Source organism: Streptomyces sp. NPDC014727 (genome assembly GCF_043083485.1).
GTDB lineage: Bacteria > Actinomycetota > Actinomycetes > Streptomycetales > Streptomycetaceae > Streptomyces.
Map to the genome: position 1 here is coordinate 83,036 of NZ_JBIBYR010000010.1, position 14,656 is coordinate 97,691.

General features: G+C 70.2%; 10 protein-coding genes. 3 read left to right on the plus strand and 7 right to left on the minus strand.

The features are described from left to right. Positions 1 to 312 precede the first annotated feature (312 nt). From ACF1B9_RS17800 to ACF1B9_RS17815, 4 genes are all read right to left on the minus strand, one after another. On the minus strand, positions 313 to 4,143 hold the full coding sequence (locus tag ACF1B9_RS17800; RefSeq protein WP_391741755.1) for a multifunctional oxoglutarate decarboxylase/oxoglutarate dehydrogenase thiamine pyrophosphate-binding subunit/dihydrolipoyllysine-residue succinyltransferase subunit: 3,831 nt from the start codon (positions 4,141 to 4,143) through the stop codon (positions 313 to 315). A 257-nt stretch (positions 4,144 to 4,400) separates the two neighbouring features. Then, entirely contained in the window at positions 4,401 to 5,477 is a 1,077-nt protein-coding gene (locus ACF1B9_RS17805) for an ATP-binding protein (protein WP_391741756.1), read from the minus strand. Further along, entirely contained in the window at positions 5,474 to 6,211 is a 738-nt protein-coding gene (locus tag ACF1B9_RS17810) for a response regulator transcription factor (RefSeq protein ID WP_014154105.1), read from the minus strand. The genes ACF1B9_RS17805 and ACF1B9_RS17810 overlap by 4 nt, the downstream gene beginning before the upstream one ends. A gap of 220 nt (positions 6,212 to 6,431) precedes the next feature. Beyond that, positions 6,432 to 7,127 (minus strand): spermidine synthase, encoded by a 696-nt coding sequence (locus ACF1B9_RS17815; RefSeq protein WP_391741757.1) that lies wholly within the window; start codon positions 7,125 to 7,127, stop codon positions 6,432 to 6,434. A 297-nt stretch (positions 7,128 to 7,424) separates the two neighbouring features. Here ACF1B9_RS17815 and ACF1B9_RS17820 point away from each other — a divergent pair, with 297 nt between their 5' ends. Together ACF1B9_RS17820 and lon are read left to right on the plus strand one after the other, a co-directional pair. After that, positions 7,425 to 8,297: a rhomboid-like protein gene (locus ACF1B9_RS17820; protein WP_391741758.1), complete on the plus strand. Its 873-nt coding sequence runs from the start codon at positions 7,425 to 7,427 to the stop codon at positions 8,295 to 8,297. A 206-nt stretch (positions 8,298 to 8,503) separates the two neighbouring features. After that, positions 8,504 to 10,936, plus strand: coding sequence for an endopeptidase La (gene lon / locus ACF1B9_RS17825; protein ID WP_391741759.1), 2,433 nt, complete (start codon positions 8,504 to 8,506; stop codon positions 10,934 to 10,936). A 232-nt stretch (positions 10,937 to 11,168) separates the two neighbouring features. Here lon and ACF1B9_RS17830 read toward each other — a convergent pair whose 3' ends face one another. Together ACF1B9_RS17830 and ACF1B9_RS17835 are read right to left on the minus strand one after the other, a co-directional pair. After that, positions 11,169 to 11,927 carry a polysaccharide deacetylase family protein gene (locus ACF1B9_RS17830; protein ID WP_391741908.1) on the minus strand — a complete coding sequence of 253 codons (759 nt, stop codon included), beginning with the start codon at positions 11,925 to 11,927 and terminating at the stop codon, positions 11,169 to 11,171. A gap of 226 nt (positions 11,928 to 12,153) precedes the next feature. Continuing rightward, entirely contained in the window at positions 12,154 to 13,011 is an 858-nt protein-coding gene (locus ACF1B9_RS17835) for a lysozyme (RefSeq protein ID WP_391741760.1), read from the minus strand. A gap of 227 nt (positions 13,012 to 13,238) precedes the next feature. Between ACF1B9_RS17835 and ACF1B9_RS17840 the strand changes: the two genes are divergently transcribed. Then, entirely contained in the window at positions 13,239 to 13,736 is a 498-nt protein-coding gene (locus ACF1B9_RS17840) for a MarR family winged helix-turn-helix transcriptional regulator (protein ID WP_391741761.1), read from the plus strand. A 48-nt stretch (positions 13,737 to 13,784) separates the two neighbouring features. Here the strand turns inward: ACF1B9_RS17840 and ACF1B9_RS17845 are convergent, their stop codons facing one another. After that, positions 13,785 to 14,570, minus strand: coding sequence for a hypothetical protein (locus tag ACF1B9_RS17845; RefSeq protein ID WP_391741762.1), 786 nt, complete (start codon positions 14,568 to 14,570; stop codon positions 13,785 to 13,787). Positions 14,571 to 14,656: the final 86 nt, after the last annotated feature.

A 14,656-nucleotide genomic window follows, 5' to 3' on the forward strand; every position in this document is an offset into this window, starting at 1 on the left:
TAAGGCCTTGGGGGAGTGCGTGCCCGGCCCCCCGACGCCGCCCTCCATTTGCCGGTCGGTCTAAATCCTGGGGAACCGCCCAGTACGGACACGCGCCAGTCGGCCTGCGCGGTTGACGGGCCGACCACGGCGAACCAAGTGGTCGGTGGCCGGAAATGAGTGCCAGGTACGAACTAGTGCCGTGCAGGCGTCACGAGCCGGTGAACCTTTCCGGTCACAGCACCAGGCGGGCCCACCCCGTGACAGGCCGAAGGGCCCGCCCCCGCGATCGTCTCGCGGGACCGGGCCCTTCGGCGTGCGTACGGCGACCGGTCAGGCGTCGAAGACCTCGGCGACCAGCTGGGCCTGCTCGGCCTGGTGGCGCTTGGCGGAGCCCACCGCGGGGGACGAGCTGTGCGGCCGCGAGATGCGGCGCAGACGCTCACCGTGCGGGACGTCGGCGCCGACGGCCAGGTCCAGGTGGTCGATCAGGTTCAGGGCGATGAACGGCCAGGCGCCCTGGTTGGCCGGCTCCTCCTGGGTCCAGAGGTACTTCTCGGCGTTCGGGTACTTGGCGATCTCGGCCTGCAGCTCGGCACCCGGCAGCGGGTACAGGCGCTCCAGACGGATGATCGCGGTGTCCGTGACGCCACGCTTCGTACGCTCGGCCTCCAGGTCGTAGTAGACCTTGCCGGCGCAGAAGACGACCTTGCGGACGTCGTCCGCGTTCACCGAGTCGTCGCCGATCACCGGGCGGAAGCCGCCGGTGGTGAACTCCTCGGCCTTCGACGCGGCCGCCTTGAGGCGGAGCATCGACTTCGGGGTGAAGACGATCAGCGGCTTGTGGTGCGGGTTGTGCACCTGCCACCGCAGCAGGTGGAAGTAGTTCGACGGCAGGGTCGGCATGGCGACCGTCATGTTGTTCTGCGCGCACAGCGTGAGGAAGCGCTCCGGGCGGGCGGACGAGTGGTCCGGGCCCTGGCCCTCGTAACCGTGCGGCAGCAGCAGCGTGACGCCGGAGGTCTGACCCCACTTCTGCTCGGCCGAGGAGATGAACTCGTCGACGACGGTCTGCGCGCCGTTGACGAAGTCACCGAACTGGGCCTCCCAGATGACCAGCGACTCCGGACGGGCCAGCGAGTAGCCGTACTCGAAGCCCATCGCCGCGTACTCGCTGAGCAGCGAGTCGTAGACGTTGTAACGGGCCTGGTCGTCGGAGAGGTAGAGCAGCGGGGTGTAGTCCTCGCCGGTCACCTGGTCGACGAGGACCGCGTGGCGCTGGCCGAAGGTGCCGCGGCGGGTGTCCTGGCCGGCGAGCCGGACCGGGGTGCCCTCCATCAGCAGCGAACCGATGGCCAGGGTCTCGCCCATGCCCCAGTCGATCGTGCCGTTCTCCACCGAGGCCGCGCGGCGCTGCATCTGCGGCATCAGACGGGGGTGGACGGTGATCCGGTCGGGGATGTTGACCTGGGACTCCGCGATGACCTTCACGACCTCCTGGGAGACCGCGGTGGTCACGGCGACCGGGAACTCGGGCTGGACCTCGGGGGTGTGCGTCGGAGCCGGCAGCGAGGTGGCCTCACGGACCTCCGCGAAGACCTTCTCCAGCTGGCCCTGGAAGTCCTGGAGCGCCTGCTCGGCCTCTTCCAGCGTGATGTCGCCGCGACCGATGAGGGACTCGGTGTAGAGCTTGCGCACCGAGCGCTTCTTGTCGATCAGGGTGTACATCTGCGGGTTGGTGAACTCCGGGTTGTCGCCCTCGTTGTGACCGCGGCGGCGGTAGCAGATGAGGTCGATCACGACGTCCTTGTTGAACGCCTGCCGGAACTCGAAGGCGAGCCGGGCGACCCGGACGACGGCCTCGGGGTCGTCACCGTTGACGTGGATGATCGGCGCCTCGATCATGCGCGCCACGTCCGTGGCGTACATCGAGGAGCGCGAGGACTCCGGGGCGGCGGTGAAGCCGACCTGGTTGTTGATCACCACGTGCACGGTGCCGCCGGTGCGGTAGCCGCGCAGCTGCGACATGTTGAGCGTCTCGGCGACGACGCCCTGGCCGGCGAAGGCCGCGTCGCCGTGGAGCGCGACCGGCAGGACCGTGAAGTCCGTGCCGCCCTTGTTGATGATGTCCTGCTTGGCGCGGGCGATGCCCTCCAGGACCGGGTCGACCGCCTCCAGGTGCGAGGGGTTGGCGGCCAGCGAGACCTTGATCTGCTCGCCGTCCAGACCGGTGAAGGTGCCCTCGGCGCCCAGGTGGTACTTCACGTCGCCGGAGCCGTGCATCGACCGGGGGTCGAGGTTCCCCTCGAACTCGCGGAAGATCTGCGCGTACGACTTGCCGACGATGTTCGCCAGCACGTTCAGCCGGCCGCGGTGGGCCATGCCGATGACGACCTCGTCGAGGCGGGCCTCCGCCGCGGAGTCGATGACCGCGTCGAGCAGCGGGATGACGGACTCGCCGCCCTCCAGCGAGAACCGCTTCTGGCCGACGTACTTGGTCTGCAGGAACGTCTCGAACGCCTCGGCGGCGTTGAGGCGGCGCAGGATGCGCAGCTGCTCCTCGCGCTCGGGCTGCTGGGCGCGCGGGCGCTCCACCCGGTCCTGGAGCCACTTGCGCTGCTTCGGGTCCTGGATGTGCATGAACTCGATGCCGGTGGTGCGGCAGTACGACTCACGCAGCACACCGAGGATGTCGCGGAGCTTCATCATCGACTTGCCGGCGAAACCGCCGACCGCGAAGTCCCGCTCCAGGTCCCACAGGGTGAGGCCGTGCTCGGTGATGTCCAGGTCGGGGTGCTTGCGCTGGCGGTACTCCAGCGGGTCGGTGTCGGCCATGACGTGGCCGCGGACCCGGTAGGAGTGGATCAGCTCGAAGACCCGCGCGGCCTTGGTCACGTCGTTGTCGTGCGAGGCGTCGATGTCCGTGAGCCAGCGGACCGGCTCGTACGGGATGCGCAGCGACTTGAAGATCTCGTCGTAGAACTCGTTCTCGCCGAGCAGGAGCTGGGCGACGATCCGCAGGAACTCGCCGGAGGCGGCGCCCTGGATCACCCGGTGGTCGTACGTCGAGGTCAGCGTCATGACCTTGGAGATGCCCAGCTTGTTCAGGGTGTCCTGGGAGGTGCCCTGGAACTCGGCCGGGTAGTCCATCGCGCCGACGCCCATGATGAGGCCCTGTCCGGGCATCAGGCGGGGCACCGAGTGCACGGTGCCGATGCCGCCGGGGTTGGTCAGCGAGGCGGTGACGCCGGTGAAGTCGTCCATGCCGAGCTTGCCGTTGCGGGCGCGGCGGACGATGTCCTCGTACGCCTGCCAGAACTCGAAGAAGTTGAGCGTCTCGGCCTTCTTGATGGCCGCGACGACCAGCTGGCGGTCGCCGTTCGGCTTCACCAGGTCGATGGCCAGACCGAGGTTGACGTGCTCCGGCTTGACCAGGGTCGGCTTGCCGTCCTTCAGCGCGAAGGAGTGGTTCATCGTCGGCATGGCCTTGAGGGCCTGCACCATCGCGTACCCGATGAGGTGCGTGAAGGAGATCTTCCCGCCCCGGGCGCGCTTGAGGTGGTTGTTGATGACGATGCGGTTGTCGAAGAGCAGCTTCACCGGAACGGCGCGGACGGACGTGGCCGTCGGCAGCTCCAGCGAGGCGTTCATGTTCTTCGCGACGGCGGCCGACGGACCGCGCAGCGTCACGTACTCGGGGCCGGCCGGGGCCTCGGTGGCCGGCGCCGCCGCGGGCTTGGCCGGGGTCTCGGCGGCCTTCGCGGCCGGGGCCGGCGCGGCCTTCGCCGGGGCTGCCGGAGCAGGGGCGGCGGGAGCGGCCTGTGCGGGCGCCGGGGCCGCGGGTGCGGTGGTCTTCGTGGCCGGAGCCGGGACCTGCGCCGGGGTGGCCCGGGGTGCGGCTGCCGGTGCGGCGGCGGCCGGGGTCACCGCAGCCCCCGCGGCTGCGGCGCCGGGAACGGGCTTGTCCGCCGTGCCGGACGTACCCGGCTTGTAGTCGGCGAAGAAGTCCCACCAGGCGCGATCGACCGAATTGGGATCCTGGAGGTACTGCTGGTAGATCTCGTCGACGAGCCACTCATTGGGGCCGAAAGCCGCGGCCGGGTCGGAACCCGGGCCGGCTTGGTCGGTCGAGATGCTCGAGTTACTGGGGGACTGAGACGACACGGCGGCAACCGCCCTCTTCCGCTTCACAAGGTGATGGACAGCGGAAATCAAGGCTACGCCTCCCCAGCCGTTCCACGCAGGCCGGGCCGCTCTTCGTCGCGCAAGTCACATCGGAAGGCGGGTTTCGGCGCAGGAAATGGCGGGAAACAAGCATGGTTCCGCCTCACTCCGGGTACGCGGGACCGCGGCTACGACCCCTTCGACCGTACCCATCGAAGAGAACGTGTAGAACGTGCCCTTCCGATTCGAACCCTATGTCAACCTCGCGGTTGCGGGATCCCCGGAAGAGTGACCTGGATGCGGCAGCCGCGAGCAGATTCGGCCACACCGATCCGTCCGCCGTGCAGATCCACCGCCCAGCGGGCGATCGCCAGGCCCAGACCCGTACCGCCGTCGCTGCCGGGACCGTGCGGGGACGGCACCTCGCCGCGGTTGAAACGCTCGAAGACCCGGTGCCGCTCGGACTCCGGGATGCCCGGACCCTCGTCCAGTACCTCCAGCGCCAGGGACTCCGGCCCGGCGCCCCGCCGGGCCAGCACCGTGACCCGGCCGTGCGGCGGGCTGTGCTTGACAGCGTTGTCGACCAGATTGGCCACCACCTGGTGCAGCCGTTCCGCGTCCGCGTGCGCGGTCAGCTCGGGCGGCGACACGTCCAGATGCAGATGCACGTCCTTGCGGGTGTGGTTCCCGGAGCCGGAGGGCAGCCGACGGTGTGAGGCGGCGAGATTCGCCTCCTTCAGCACACCCGACAGATAGGGCCACACCTCGAAACGGCGGGCCTTCAGCGTGACCACCCCGCTGTCCAGACGGGACAGGTCCAGCAGCGTCTCCACCAGCCTGCCGAGCCGCTCGGTCTGTTTCAGCGCCGTGCGCATCGTCTCGGGATCGGCCGAGGAGACCCCGTCCACGACGTTCTCCAGCACGGCTCTCAGGGCCGCGATGGGCGTCCGCAGCTCGTGCGACACATTGGCCACCAGCTCCTTGCGGTGCCGGTCCACGGCCTCCAGGTCGTCCGCCATGCGGTTGATCGTCTGGGCCAGGTCACCGAGCTCGTCACGCCGGTCGGCGCCGCTCACCCGTCTGGTGTAGTCGCCGTGCGAGATGGACCGGGCCACGGTCGTCATCTCGTCCAGCGGTGCTGTCAGGCCGTGCGCCACGAACTGGGTGATCAGCAGGGTCGCGATCACCGAGAACACCGTGATGAAGCGCAGCTCGGTCCTGGTGCGCAGGGCCACCATCAGCAGCCCGGTGGTGATGAACACCGACACCACCACGAGCGTGCCCAGCTTGGCCTTGACCGAGAAGGGACGCAGTCCGGAACCGGGCCGGGTCATGGCGCAGGGGTCTCCAGGGCATAACCGACACCGTGCACGGTACGGATCCGCTCCGCACCGATCTTCCGGCGCAGGGCCTTGATGTGGCTGTCGACCGTGCGGGTGCCGGAGGCGTCCGCCCAGTCCCAGACCTCGGCCAGCAGCTGCTCCCGGGAGAGCACCGCGCGCGGCGTGTTGGCCAGGCAGACCAGCAGGTCGAACTCGGTCGGGGTGAGGTGGACGTCGTCGGCGCGCACCCGGACCCGGCGCTGCGCGTGATCGATCTCCAGCTCGCCGAGGCGCAGTATGCCGCTGCGCGGTGTGACGGCGGCCAGTGCCGCGCGCTCGACCCGGCGCAGCAGGACGTGCACCCGGGCCGCCAGCTCACGCATGGAGAACGGCTTGGTCATGTAGTCGTCGGCGCCGACCCCGAGGCCGACCAGCATGTCGGTCTCGTCGTCCCTGGCGGTCAGCATCAGCACCGGCACCGGCCGCTGGGCCTGCACGCGACGGCAGACCTCCAGTCCGTCGAAGCCGGGGAGCATGATGTCGAGCACCATCAGATCGGGCTGCCAGGCCTCGGCCGCATCCACGGCCGCGGGCCCGTCGAGTGCGGTCTGCACCAGAAAGCCCTCGGCCCGCAGCCTGGCGGAAATGGCATCGACGATCGTGGCGTCGTCCTCGACCACCAGCACCCGGCGCTGCGCGCCCGGGGTGGCCGCGACACCGTTGTGGGTGGTGTGTGTCTGTTCCATCGCCCCGCCCCTGCCCGCTCTCACGGGGGCCATTCCCCCGGACGCGCGGTCTTCGCTTGTGGATGTCATGGGTGATCCCGTCACCGGTCAGCAGCGTAAAGGCAGCGGACCGCTCTCGGCTACGCAGGGTGTAACGGCTTCGGCGCAATGAAAGTGGCGGAGTGTCGGCCTTGTGGCGCTTGGCCCCGGGCGTCCGGGGGGTGCGGACAACCGGTGGGCGCTATCGGTCTGTCCGAAGTGCGAGATGAACCACGTCCGGAACACCTCGGGCAACACTGACCTCTTCGGTTCTTACCCCACTGAATCCGGCATTCCGCAAGGCTTGTTCGAACTCGGCGGACGGTTGTGCGGACCACACTGCGAGAACGCCGCCGGGTGTCAGCCGCTCCCGGCAGTCCGTCAGGCCGGCGGGGGAGTACAGGCTGGTGTTGTCCTCGGTGACGGTCCAGTCCGGTCCGTTGTCGATGTCCAGGCACAGGGCGTCGTAACGGTCCGTAGTCGTGTGCAGGTACGAGACGAGATCCGTCGTCAGGATCGCGGTCCGCGGATCGGCGAGCGCCGCCCCGGAGATCGCGGCCAGCGGTCCCTCCCGGTGCCAGTCCACGATCGCCTGCTCCCGTTCGACGACGGCGATCCGCCCCCACCGCGGCTCGTCGGCGGCCCGGACGAGAGAGAAGCCGACCCCGAGACCCCCGATGAGTACCGCCGGGGCCGTCCGCCCGGCGGGCAGAGCGGCCAGCGCCGCGTCGATCAGCAGCCGCTCGGAACGCCCGTCCGAGGTGTCCATCAGGAAGCACCCGTTGGCGATGATCTCGAAGTCGTCGCCCCGCTCCCGCAGCACGACCTCGCCGTACGGGCCTTCACGGCGGTCGAGTGTGACAGGGGCGAGGGCGTCGGGGCCGTGGACGTCGGGCATGGTGCGGATCTCCGGTGCGTGGCGACGGTGTCCCCGCCATCCTGTCCGGTCGACGCGGCCGGCGGCCAGCGTTTATGACCGAGTCCGTGCCTCGGGGGGTGCGCCGTCGAGGAGCATGCCTCTCGGGGAGCGTAAGCGCATATAAGAGGACGGAAGCATGGTGTGGTCGACGCCCGGCGCGAAGCGAGCGCCCGTTTTCGGCCACCTCATGTGGCTCACGCCATGGACGACGTGGGGGAGGATCGCGGAGGGTAGGTCGTTGTCCTGGGGGGCTTGTACGGAAAGGGGCCTCGCGCGGTGCATCAGGGTACGGACAGAGCGGCTGGCGAGGAGTACCACGAGGCGCCGCCGCTCGACGCCATACCGCGTCAGCGCCGCAAGGGAGAGGGTGCCCCTCCTCCGGCCCGGCAGGCCCCGAAGGCCCGCGTTGCGCACAAGGCCCGCGTTGCGCACGAGGTCCGCGTTGCGCGCAAGGCGCGCCGCCGGCTGCGGCTGCTGCCGACGCCCACCGGCACCCCGTTCACCTTCGGCTATCTGCTGGTGCTCGTCGGTACGTCCCTCTTCATGGAGTTCGCCGACCAGGACACCGTCTCCGCGGTCCTGCGCGCGTCGAGCACGGATGTCGCGCATCTCGGCGAGACCCCGCTGCTCGTCCTGGCCGCCAGTGCCCTCTGGGTCGTCGGCGGGCTCACCTCGCCGTACGTCATCGGCTTCGCTCTCGTGCTGACCGCCCTGGAGCGTCGCATCGGGGGGTGGCGCACCGCCGGGGTGTTCCTGCTCGGCCATGTCGTGGCGACGCTCGCCACGGAGATCCCGGTCGGGCTGTCCGTGGTGGCCGGTCACCTGCCGGAGTCCTCGCTGCACCGGCTCGACTACGGCATCAGCTTCGGGCTGATGGCGAGTGTGGGCGCCCTCGCCGGGCTGCTCGTGCCGTGGCTGCGGGTGGTGGTGCTCGGCGGCGTCGGCGCGATGCTGCTGCAGGACCTGTTCGAGCTGAGCAGCCCCCTCACCGACTGGGGGCATCCGCTGGCGCTGCTGCTGGGTGTGGCCTGCTGGCCGCTGTTGCGCCGGGTCGTCGCGGCCCGGGGCGTGGTGATCAAGGGCGCGGGGCCTTCTCACCGTGCACCGCGAGGTATTCGGCTGCCGGCCAGGGCGCCAGATCGTCGATGAGCATCGCCAGGACGGCCGGATCGGCGGGAGGGCGTGCGGCCCGTGCGTGCGGCCACCCGCGTCTGCTCGACCCGCGCCGGATGGTCCCGGTAGTAGCGGGCGAGTGCCTTCCGCTGATCGCTCACAGCGAACGTGGCCCGGGGAACAACGAGCGGCTCAGGAGCATTGAGTCTGCATAGCTCAAGTTGACTGCTGAAGGGGAGATCATGGCTACCGAGTCCAACGCGGTCACTCCGCTCGCCCTGCCGGTGCTGCCGCTCGACGACGAGGTCGTGCTGCCCGGGATGGTGGTGCCTCTGGACCTGTCCGACACCGATGTGCGCGCCGCCGTGGAGGCCGCGCAGGCCGCGGCCCGCGAGGGCGGCGGCAAACCCGAGGTGCTTCTGGTGCCGCGGATCGACGGGACGTACACCGGCACCGGTGTCATCGGCACGGTCGAGCAGGTCGGACGGCTTTCGGACGGAGATCCGGGCGCGCTCATCCGCGGCCGTGGCCGGGTACGGATCGGGGCCGGGACCAGCGGACCGGGGGCCGCGCTCTGGGTGGAGGGGACCCGGGTCGACGCGGTCGTCCCCGACCCGCTCCCCGGAGCCGCCGCCGAGCTGGTCAAGGAGTACAAGGCACTCGCCACCAGCTGGCTGAAGAAGCGCGGGGCCTGGCAGGTCGTGGACCGGGTCCAGCAGATCGAGGACATCTCCGCGCTCGCCGACAATTCCGGATACTCACCCTTCCTCACCACTGCCCAGAAGGTGCAGCTCCTGGAGACCGTGGACGCGGTCGCCCGGCTGAAGCTCGCCATCCAGTGGCTCGGCGAGCACCTTGCCGAGCAGGACGTCGCCGAGTCCATCGCCAAGGACGTCCAGGAGGGCGTCGACAAGCAGCAGCGCGAATTCCTGCTGCGGCGCCAGCTCGAAGCCGTACGCAAGGAGCTCGCCGATCTCAACGGGGGGCCTGGTTCCGGCGCGGACGAGTCCGACGACTACCGGGCGCGCGTCGAGGCCGCCGATCTTCCCGAGCACGTCCGCGAGGCGGCGCTCAAGGAGGTCGACAAGCTGGAACGTTCGTCCGACCAGAGCCCCGAGGGCTCCTGGATCAGGACCTGGCTCGACACCGTCCTCGAACTGCCGTGGACGGAACGGACCGAGGACGCGTACGACATCCGGGGCGCCCAGGAGATCCTCGACGCCGAGCACGCGGGCCTGCAGGACGTGAAGGAGCGGATCACCGAGTACCTGGCGGTCCGCAAGCGGCGTTCCGACCGCGGCCTCGGCGTCGTCGGCGGGCGGCGCGGCGGTGCCGTGCTGGCGCTGGTGGGTCCTCCGGGCGTGGGCAAGACCTCGCTCGGCGAGTCCGTCGCGCACGCCATGGGACGCAAGTTCGTCCGCGTCGCGCTCGGCGGTGTGCGGGACGAGGCGGAGATCCGCGGCCACCGGCGTACCTACGTCGGCGCCCTGCCGGGGCGGATCGTGCGGGCCGTCAAGGAGGCCGGTTCGATGAACCCGGTCGTTCTGCTCGACGAGATCGACAAGGTCGGCTCGGACTTCCGGGGCGACCCGGCCGCCGCCCTCCTCGAAGTCCTCGACCCGGCCCAGAACCACACCTTCCGCGACCACTACCTGGAGGTCGAACTCGACCTCAGCGACGTCGTGTTCCTGGCCACCGCCAACGTGCTCGAAGCCATCCCGGAAGCCCTGCTGGACCGGATGGAACTGGTTCGGCTCGACGGCTACACCGAGGACGAGAAGGTCGTCATCGCCCGCGACCACCTGCTCCCGCGCCAGCTGGAGCGGGCCGGTCTGGAGAAGGGCGAGGTGACGCTCGACGAGTCCGCGCTGCGCAAGCTGGCCGGCGAGTACACCCGTGAAGCGGGCGTACGGAACCTGGAGCGGGCCGTCGCCCGGCTGCTCCGCAAGGTCGCGGCCCAGCACGAACTGGGCGACCGGGAGCTTCCGTTCACGGTCACCGAAGCGGATCTTCGCGGCCTGATCGGACGGCCGCACCACGTCCCCGAGTCCGCCCAGGACCCGGCCGAGCGCCGGACCTCGGTGCCGGGCGTGGCCACCGGGCTCGCGGTGACCGGAGCGGGTGGCGACGTGCTGTTCGTGGAGGCGTCGTTGGCCGACCCGGAGACCGGAGCTTCCGGACTGACCCTGACCGGTCAGCTCGGCGACGTGATGAAGGAGTCCGCGCAGATCGCGCTGAGCTTCCTGCGGTCGCACGGCGCGGAACTGGAATTGCCGGTCGCGGACCTGAAGGACCGCGGCGTGCACATCCACTTCCCCGCGGGCGCGGTCCCCAAGGACGGCCCGAGCGCCGGTATCACGATGACGACGGCACTGGCCTCGCTGCTCTCCGGACGGCTGGTCCGTACGGATGTGGCGATGACGGGTGAGGTCTCGCTGACCGGACGGGTGCTGCCGATCGGCGGCCTGAAGCAGAAGCTGCTGGCCGCGCACCGGGCCGGGATCACCACCGTGGTGATCCCGAAGCGGAACGAGGCCGACCTGGACGACGTCCCGGCCGAGGTCCTGGACACCCTGGAGGTCCACCCGGTGACGGACGTCCGCCAGGTGCTGGAGATCGCCCTCGCGCCGGTCTCCGCGGCCAGGCCCGAGGAGAGGATCCCGGCCGCGGCGTAGCCGCCACGGCGTGACGGACGTGGCACCACGTGCGCGACCGGTACGGACGGCCCGCCTCCCCGGCAACGGGTGGGCGGGCCGTTCCGCGTGTGCCGGCGGGTCGGCCCGCCCAGGCCGCACGGCGAGCGGCGCACCGAAGGCCGCGACGGGCGGCGACTTCACCGGCGGCGGACGCCGGTAGGGGCATCGGTGCGGGTGCGGCCGGTGGGTCCCGTCGGCCGACGAGCCGGGCTCAGGGGCGGTAGATCGTCCCCGGGACGGGCTCGGCGGGCGCCATCAGCTGCGGGACGGTGACAAAGGTGTAGCCCTGCTTCTTCAGCGCGTCGATGATGCCGGGCACCGCGGGCACCGTCCCCTTGTAGATGTCGTGCAGCAGGATGATGCCGTCCTTGCCCGCCTGGTCCAGGATGCGCTTCTTGATCAGCGCCGAGTCGGTGGTGGAGTAGTCCTTGGCGGTGGCGCTCCACAGGATCTGGGAGAGCCCCAGGTCCTTGCTGATACCCGAGACGGTGTCGTCGGTACGGCCCTGCGGAGGGCGCATCAGCCGCGGCTTCTTGCCGGTGATCTCCGCTATCGCGTCCTGCGTCTTCTCCAGCTCGGCGCGTATCTCGGCCGGCTTCTTGTCCGTCAGGATCTCGTGGGACCAGGTGTGGTTGGCCACCTCGTGCCCCTCGGCCGCGAGCCTGCGCACGGTGTCGGGGTGCTTCTTGACGTGGTTCTTGCCCAGCAGGAAGAAGGTCGCGTGCACCTTCTTCTCCTTGAGGACGTCCAGCAGGTGCGGGGTGTCCTCGCCCGGTCCCGCGTCGAAGGTCAGCGCTATGCACTTGGCCTTGCGGCAGTCGACCGGGCCGAAGGAGCCCTTGACGTCGGAGCCCGCGTCGCCACGCGCCGAGGCCGGTGCGGTGGTCTGCATGGAGCAGCCGCTGAGCGTCAGGGTGAGTGCCGTCACAAGGGCGGCGGCCAACCCCGCACCGATCGACTTCGTCTTCATGGGCAAGGCGGGTCACTCCTCCGTGGCTGAACAGGGCACGCGATGTGCGGCGGAGAAGGACTATACACACGGCGTATACACCGGATTCATAGGGGTGTCCGGTGCCCGCTCGGGGGCCGAACGACCTGGCCATGGGCGTGAACAGGGTGGAGCCCCCGGTGATGGGGTGGGTCACCGAGGGCTCGGTCGTGCGAAGCGGTGTGCCGCGCGGCAGCGGCGGGTCGGCTCAGCCGTTGGCGAGGGCCTGTACGCGGTCGAGCGCGCCGTTGAAGTGGCTGTGGTCGCCGACGTACGGGCCGGACGAGGTGTACTGCCACATCGTGTAGTAGCCCCAGCCGGCCGGGAGTTCGCCGACGGTGCTGTTGTACCGGGCCACCCACAACGGGTTGGTGGTGCCGAAGCTCGCGTTGTTCCCGGTGCAGGCCTGCCACCAGCTGGTCGCGGTGTAGATGACCGCGTCGCGTCCGGTGCGCGCCTTGTAGGTGTTCACGAAGTCACGGATCCAGGACACCATGGCGGCCTGGCTCAGGCCGTAGCACTGGTCGCCGTACGGGTTCCACTCGATGTCGAGCGCGCCCGGCAGGGTCTTGCCGTCCTTGGACCAGCCGCCCCCGTGGTCCACGAAGTAGTTGGCCTGGACGGCGCCGCTCGTGGTGTTCGGGGTGGCGAAGTGGTACGAGCCCCGGATCATGCCGACGTTGTACGAGCCGTTGTACTGCTGGGCGAAGTACGGGTTCGTGTAGTAAGTGCCCTCGGTGGCCTTGGTGTAGGCCCACTTCACGCCGCTGTTCCAGAGGGTCGGCCAGTCGACGTTGCCCTGGTAGCTGGCGACGTCCACGCCTTCGGTCTGGGCGGCGAGGGTGTCGCGCGGCAGTCCGCCCTGGCCGTCGTGGGCGGCGACGCCCATGCCCATCGTGGCCGTGCCCCGTGCGGGCTTCTTGGCCGCGGCGGCGGAGTCGTGGGTGCCCGCGGCGCTCGCCGCGCCGGGCAGGGTGAGGAGGAGGGAAAGGGCTGCGAGCAGGGTTCCGGCCGCCGCGAAGCGCGAGCGGCGGGACGTTCCGGATCCGGATCTGAGCACCGGCATGTGAGTGCCTCCGAGGCCTTGGTGGGGGGACGCGCTGATCCCAGGGGGACGCCGGGCGCACCCCTGTCGGCATGCCATGGTGTGGACATGCCATACATGACGCTACGCACGTAGACCTGGGCTGCGGAAGGGGGCCTGGGCGCCGCCGTTGGTCTACGCCTGCGAAATACTGGCCAAGCTGCGGCGATGACCAGCAGCGAAAGAAACTTTCAGCGGCAGGAAAGCTTATGAGGGGTGTTGACGTGCACGGGAGCGAAAGCGGTAGTGAACCCGGCGCGACCGGAGAAAGTGGTGTGGACCACGCATTCCTGGCCCTGGAGCGGGAGTTGGCCGTCTTTCTGCGGCGGGCGCGGGCCAACTCCGGGGAAATGGCGCGCGAGGTACACCCCGAACTGGAGGCCGCCGCGTACGGACTTCTCGTCCGGCTGGAGTCGGCCGGACGGCAACGGGCCACGGATCTGGCCGCCTACTTCGGCGTCGGCAAGGCGACCATGAGCCGTCAACTCCGCGCCCTGGAAGACCTCGGACTGGTGGCGCGCGAGCCCGACCCGGCCGACGGCCGCGCCCATCTCGTCCACCTCACCGCCGAGGGGCTGGCCCGCTATCGCAGCGTCCGCGACGCCCGCCGCGAGCGCTATGTGCGCAAGCTCGCCGACTGGGACCGGGCCGAGGTGGCCGAACTGGCCCGGCTGCTGCATCACCTGAACGCCCGCGCGGAGGGCTGACGTCCGCGCCGGCCCGCTCCCGGCGGCACGCCCCGTTCCGGTACGGCGTCACAGCACCGCGTAGACCGCCGTCGCGTCGTCATGGGTCTTGCTGCGGCGCAGGCGCGTGCGCTCCGTGTCCGCGTCCTCCAGGGCCCGGACGCGGTCGATCAGCCCCTGCGTCCCCTCCTTGTGGAGCACTCCGAGGCAGTCCGCCCAGTCGCCTTCGCGGAACATCTCGGTCCAGCGGGCCGCCCCGTCGGTCAGTGCGGCGAGCGCCCGCACCCGGCCGACGGGGGTGCGCCCGGTGACCGCACGGGCCGCCACGGACGGGTCCGCGGCGGCGGTGAAGAAGCCGCCCTCCTTGTTCCGCGCCTGTGCGTCGGCGATCGCCTCGACGGCGAGCGTGCCCGGTGGCAGATGGTCCAGCCGGTCGTCGAGCAGGGGGCGCACGCTTCCGTCGGGCGCCTCGAACAGCAGGACGGAATCAGACAGTACGAGGTGCTCGATCTCGCGTTCGTCCCAGCGCGCCATGACGACCGTCGCCTGCGGTGTCCGCACGTGAGAAAGGTCACACAGGGAGCGGTGCGTGTCGGCGGTGCGCCGAATGGACTCGGCCAGGATCTCCTGGAGGGTCAGATCCCGCCGCGAACCGGACAGTTCGACCAGTGCGCCGCCGAGCCGTGCGGTGAACCAGGGCACCGAGTGCACACAACCGTCGTCACCCCTCGGTGGGGTCACCCCGTCGAGCAGGACCAGCGCCCCGCCCTGGCCCGAAGCGGGGGCGGTCGTGGCCGCCCAGTCCTCGTTCGGGTGGTCGGGGCTGCCGGCGACGGTGGCGAGTTCGATGCGCATGCGGCCAGTCTGCACGATGTCTTCACGGGCCCTGCATGAATCAGAATTGGCCTGTACCACCAGGTCAGGCGGGTGTCCCGAGCGGA

Bases quoted from the DNA above. Each gene is read 5' to 3' on its own strand.
- ACF1B9_RS17805 (WP_391741756.1), bottom strand. From the start codon at position 5,477: ATGACCCGGCCCGGTTCCGGACTGCGTCCCTTCTCGGTCAAGGCCAAG.
- ACF1B9_RS17810 (WP_014154105.1), bottom strand. From the start codon at position 6,211: ATGGAACAGACACACACCACCCACAACGGTGTCGCGGCCACCCCGGGC.
- ACF1B9_RS17815 (WP_391741757.1), bottom strand. From the start codon at position 7,127: ATGCCCGACGTCCACGGCCCCGACGCCCTCGCCCCTGTCACACTCGAC.
- lon (WP_391741759.1), top strand. From the start codon at position 8,504: ATGGCTACCGAGTCCAACGCGGTCACTCCGCTCGCCCTGCCGGTGCTG.
- ACF1B9_RS17830 (WP_391741908.1), bottom strand. From the start codon at position 11,927: ATGAAGACGAAGTCGATCGGTGCGGGGTTGGCCGCCGCCCTTGTGACG.
- ACF1B9_RS17835 (WP_391741760.1), bottom strand. From the start codon at position 13,011: ATGCCGGTGCTCAGATCCGGATCCGGAACGTCCCGCCGCTCGCGCTTC.
- ACF1B9_RS17840 (WP_391741761.1), top strand. From the start codon at position 13,239: ATGAGGGGTGTTGACGTGCACGGGAGCGAAAGCGGTAGTGAACCCGGC.
- ACF1B9_RS17845 (WP_391741762.1), bottom strand. From the start codon at position 14,570: ATGCGCATCGAACTCGCCACCGTCGCCGGCAGCCCCGACCACCCGAAC.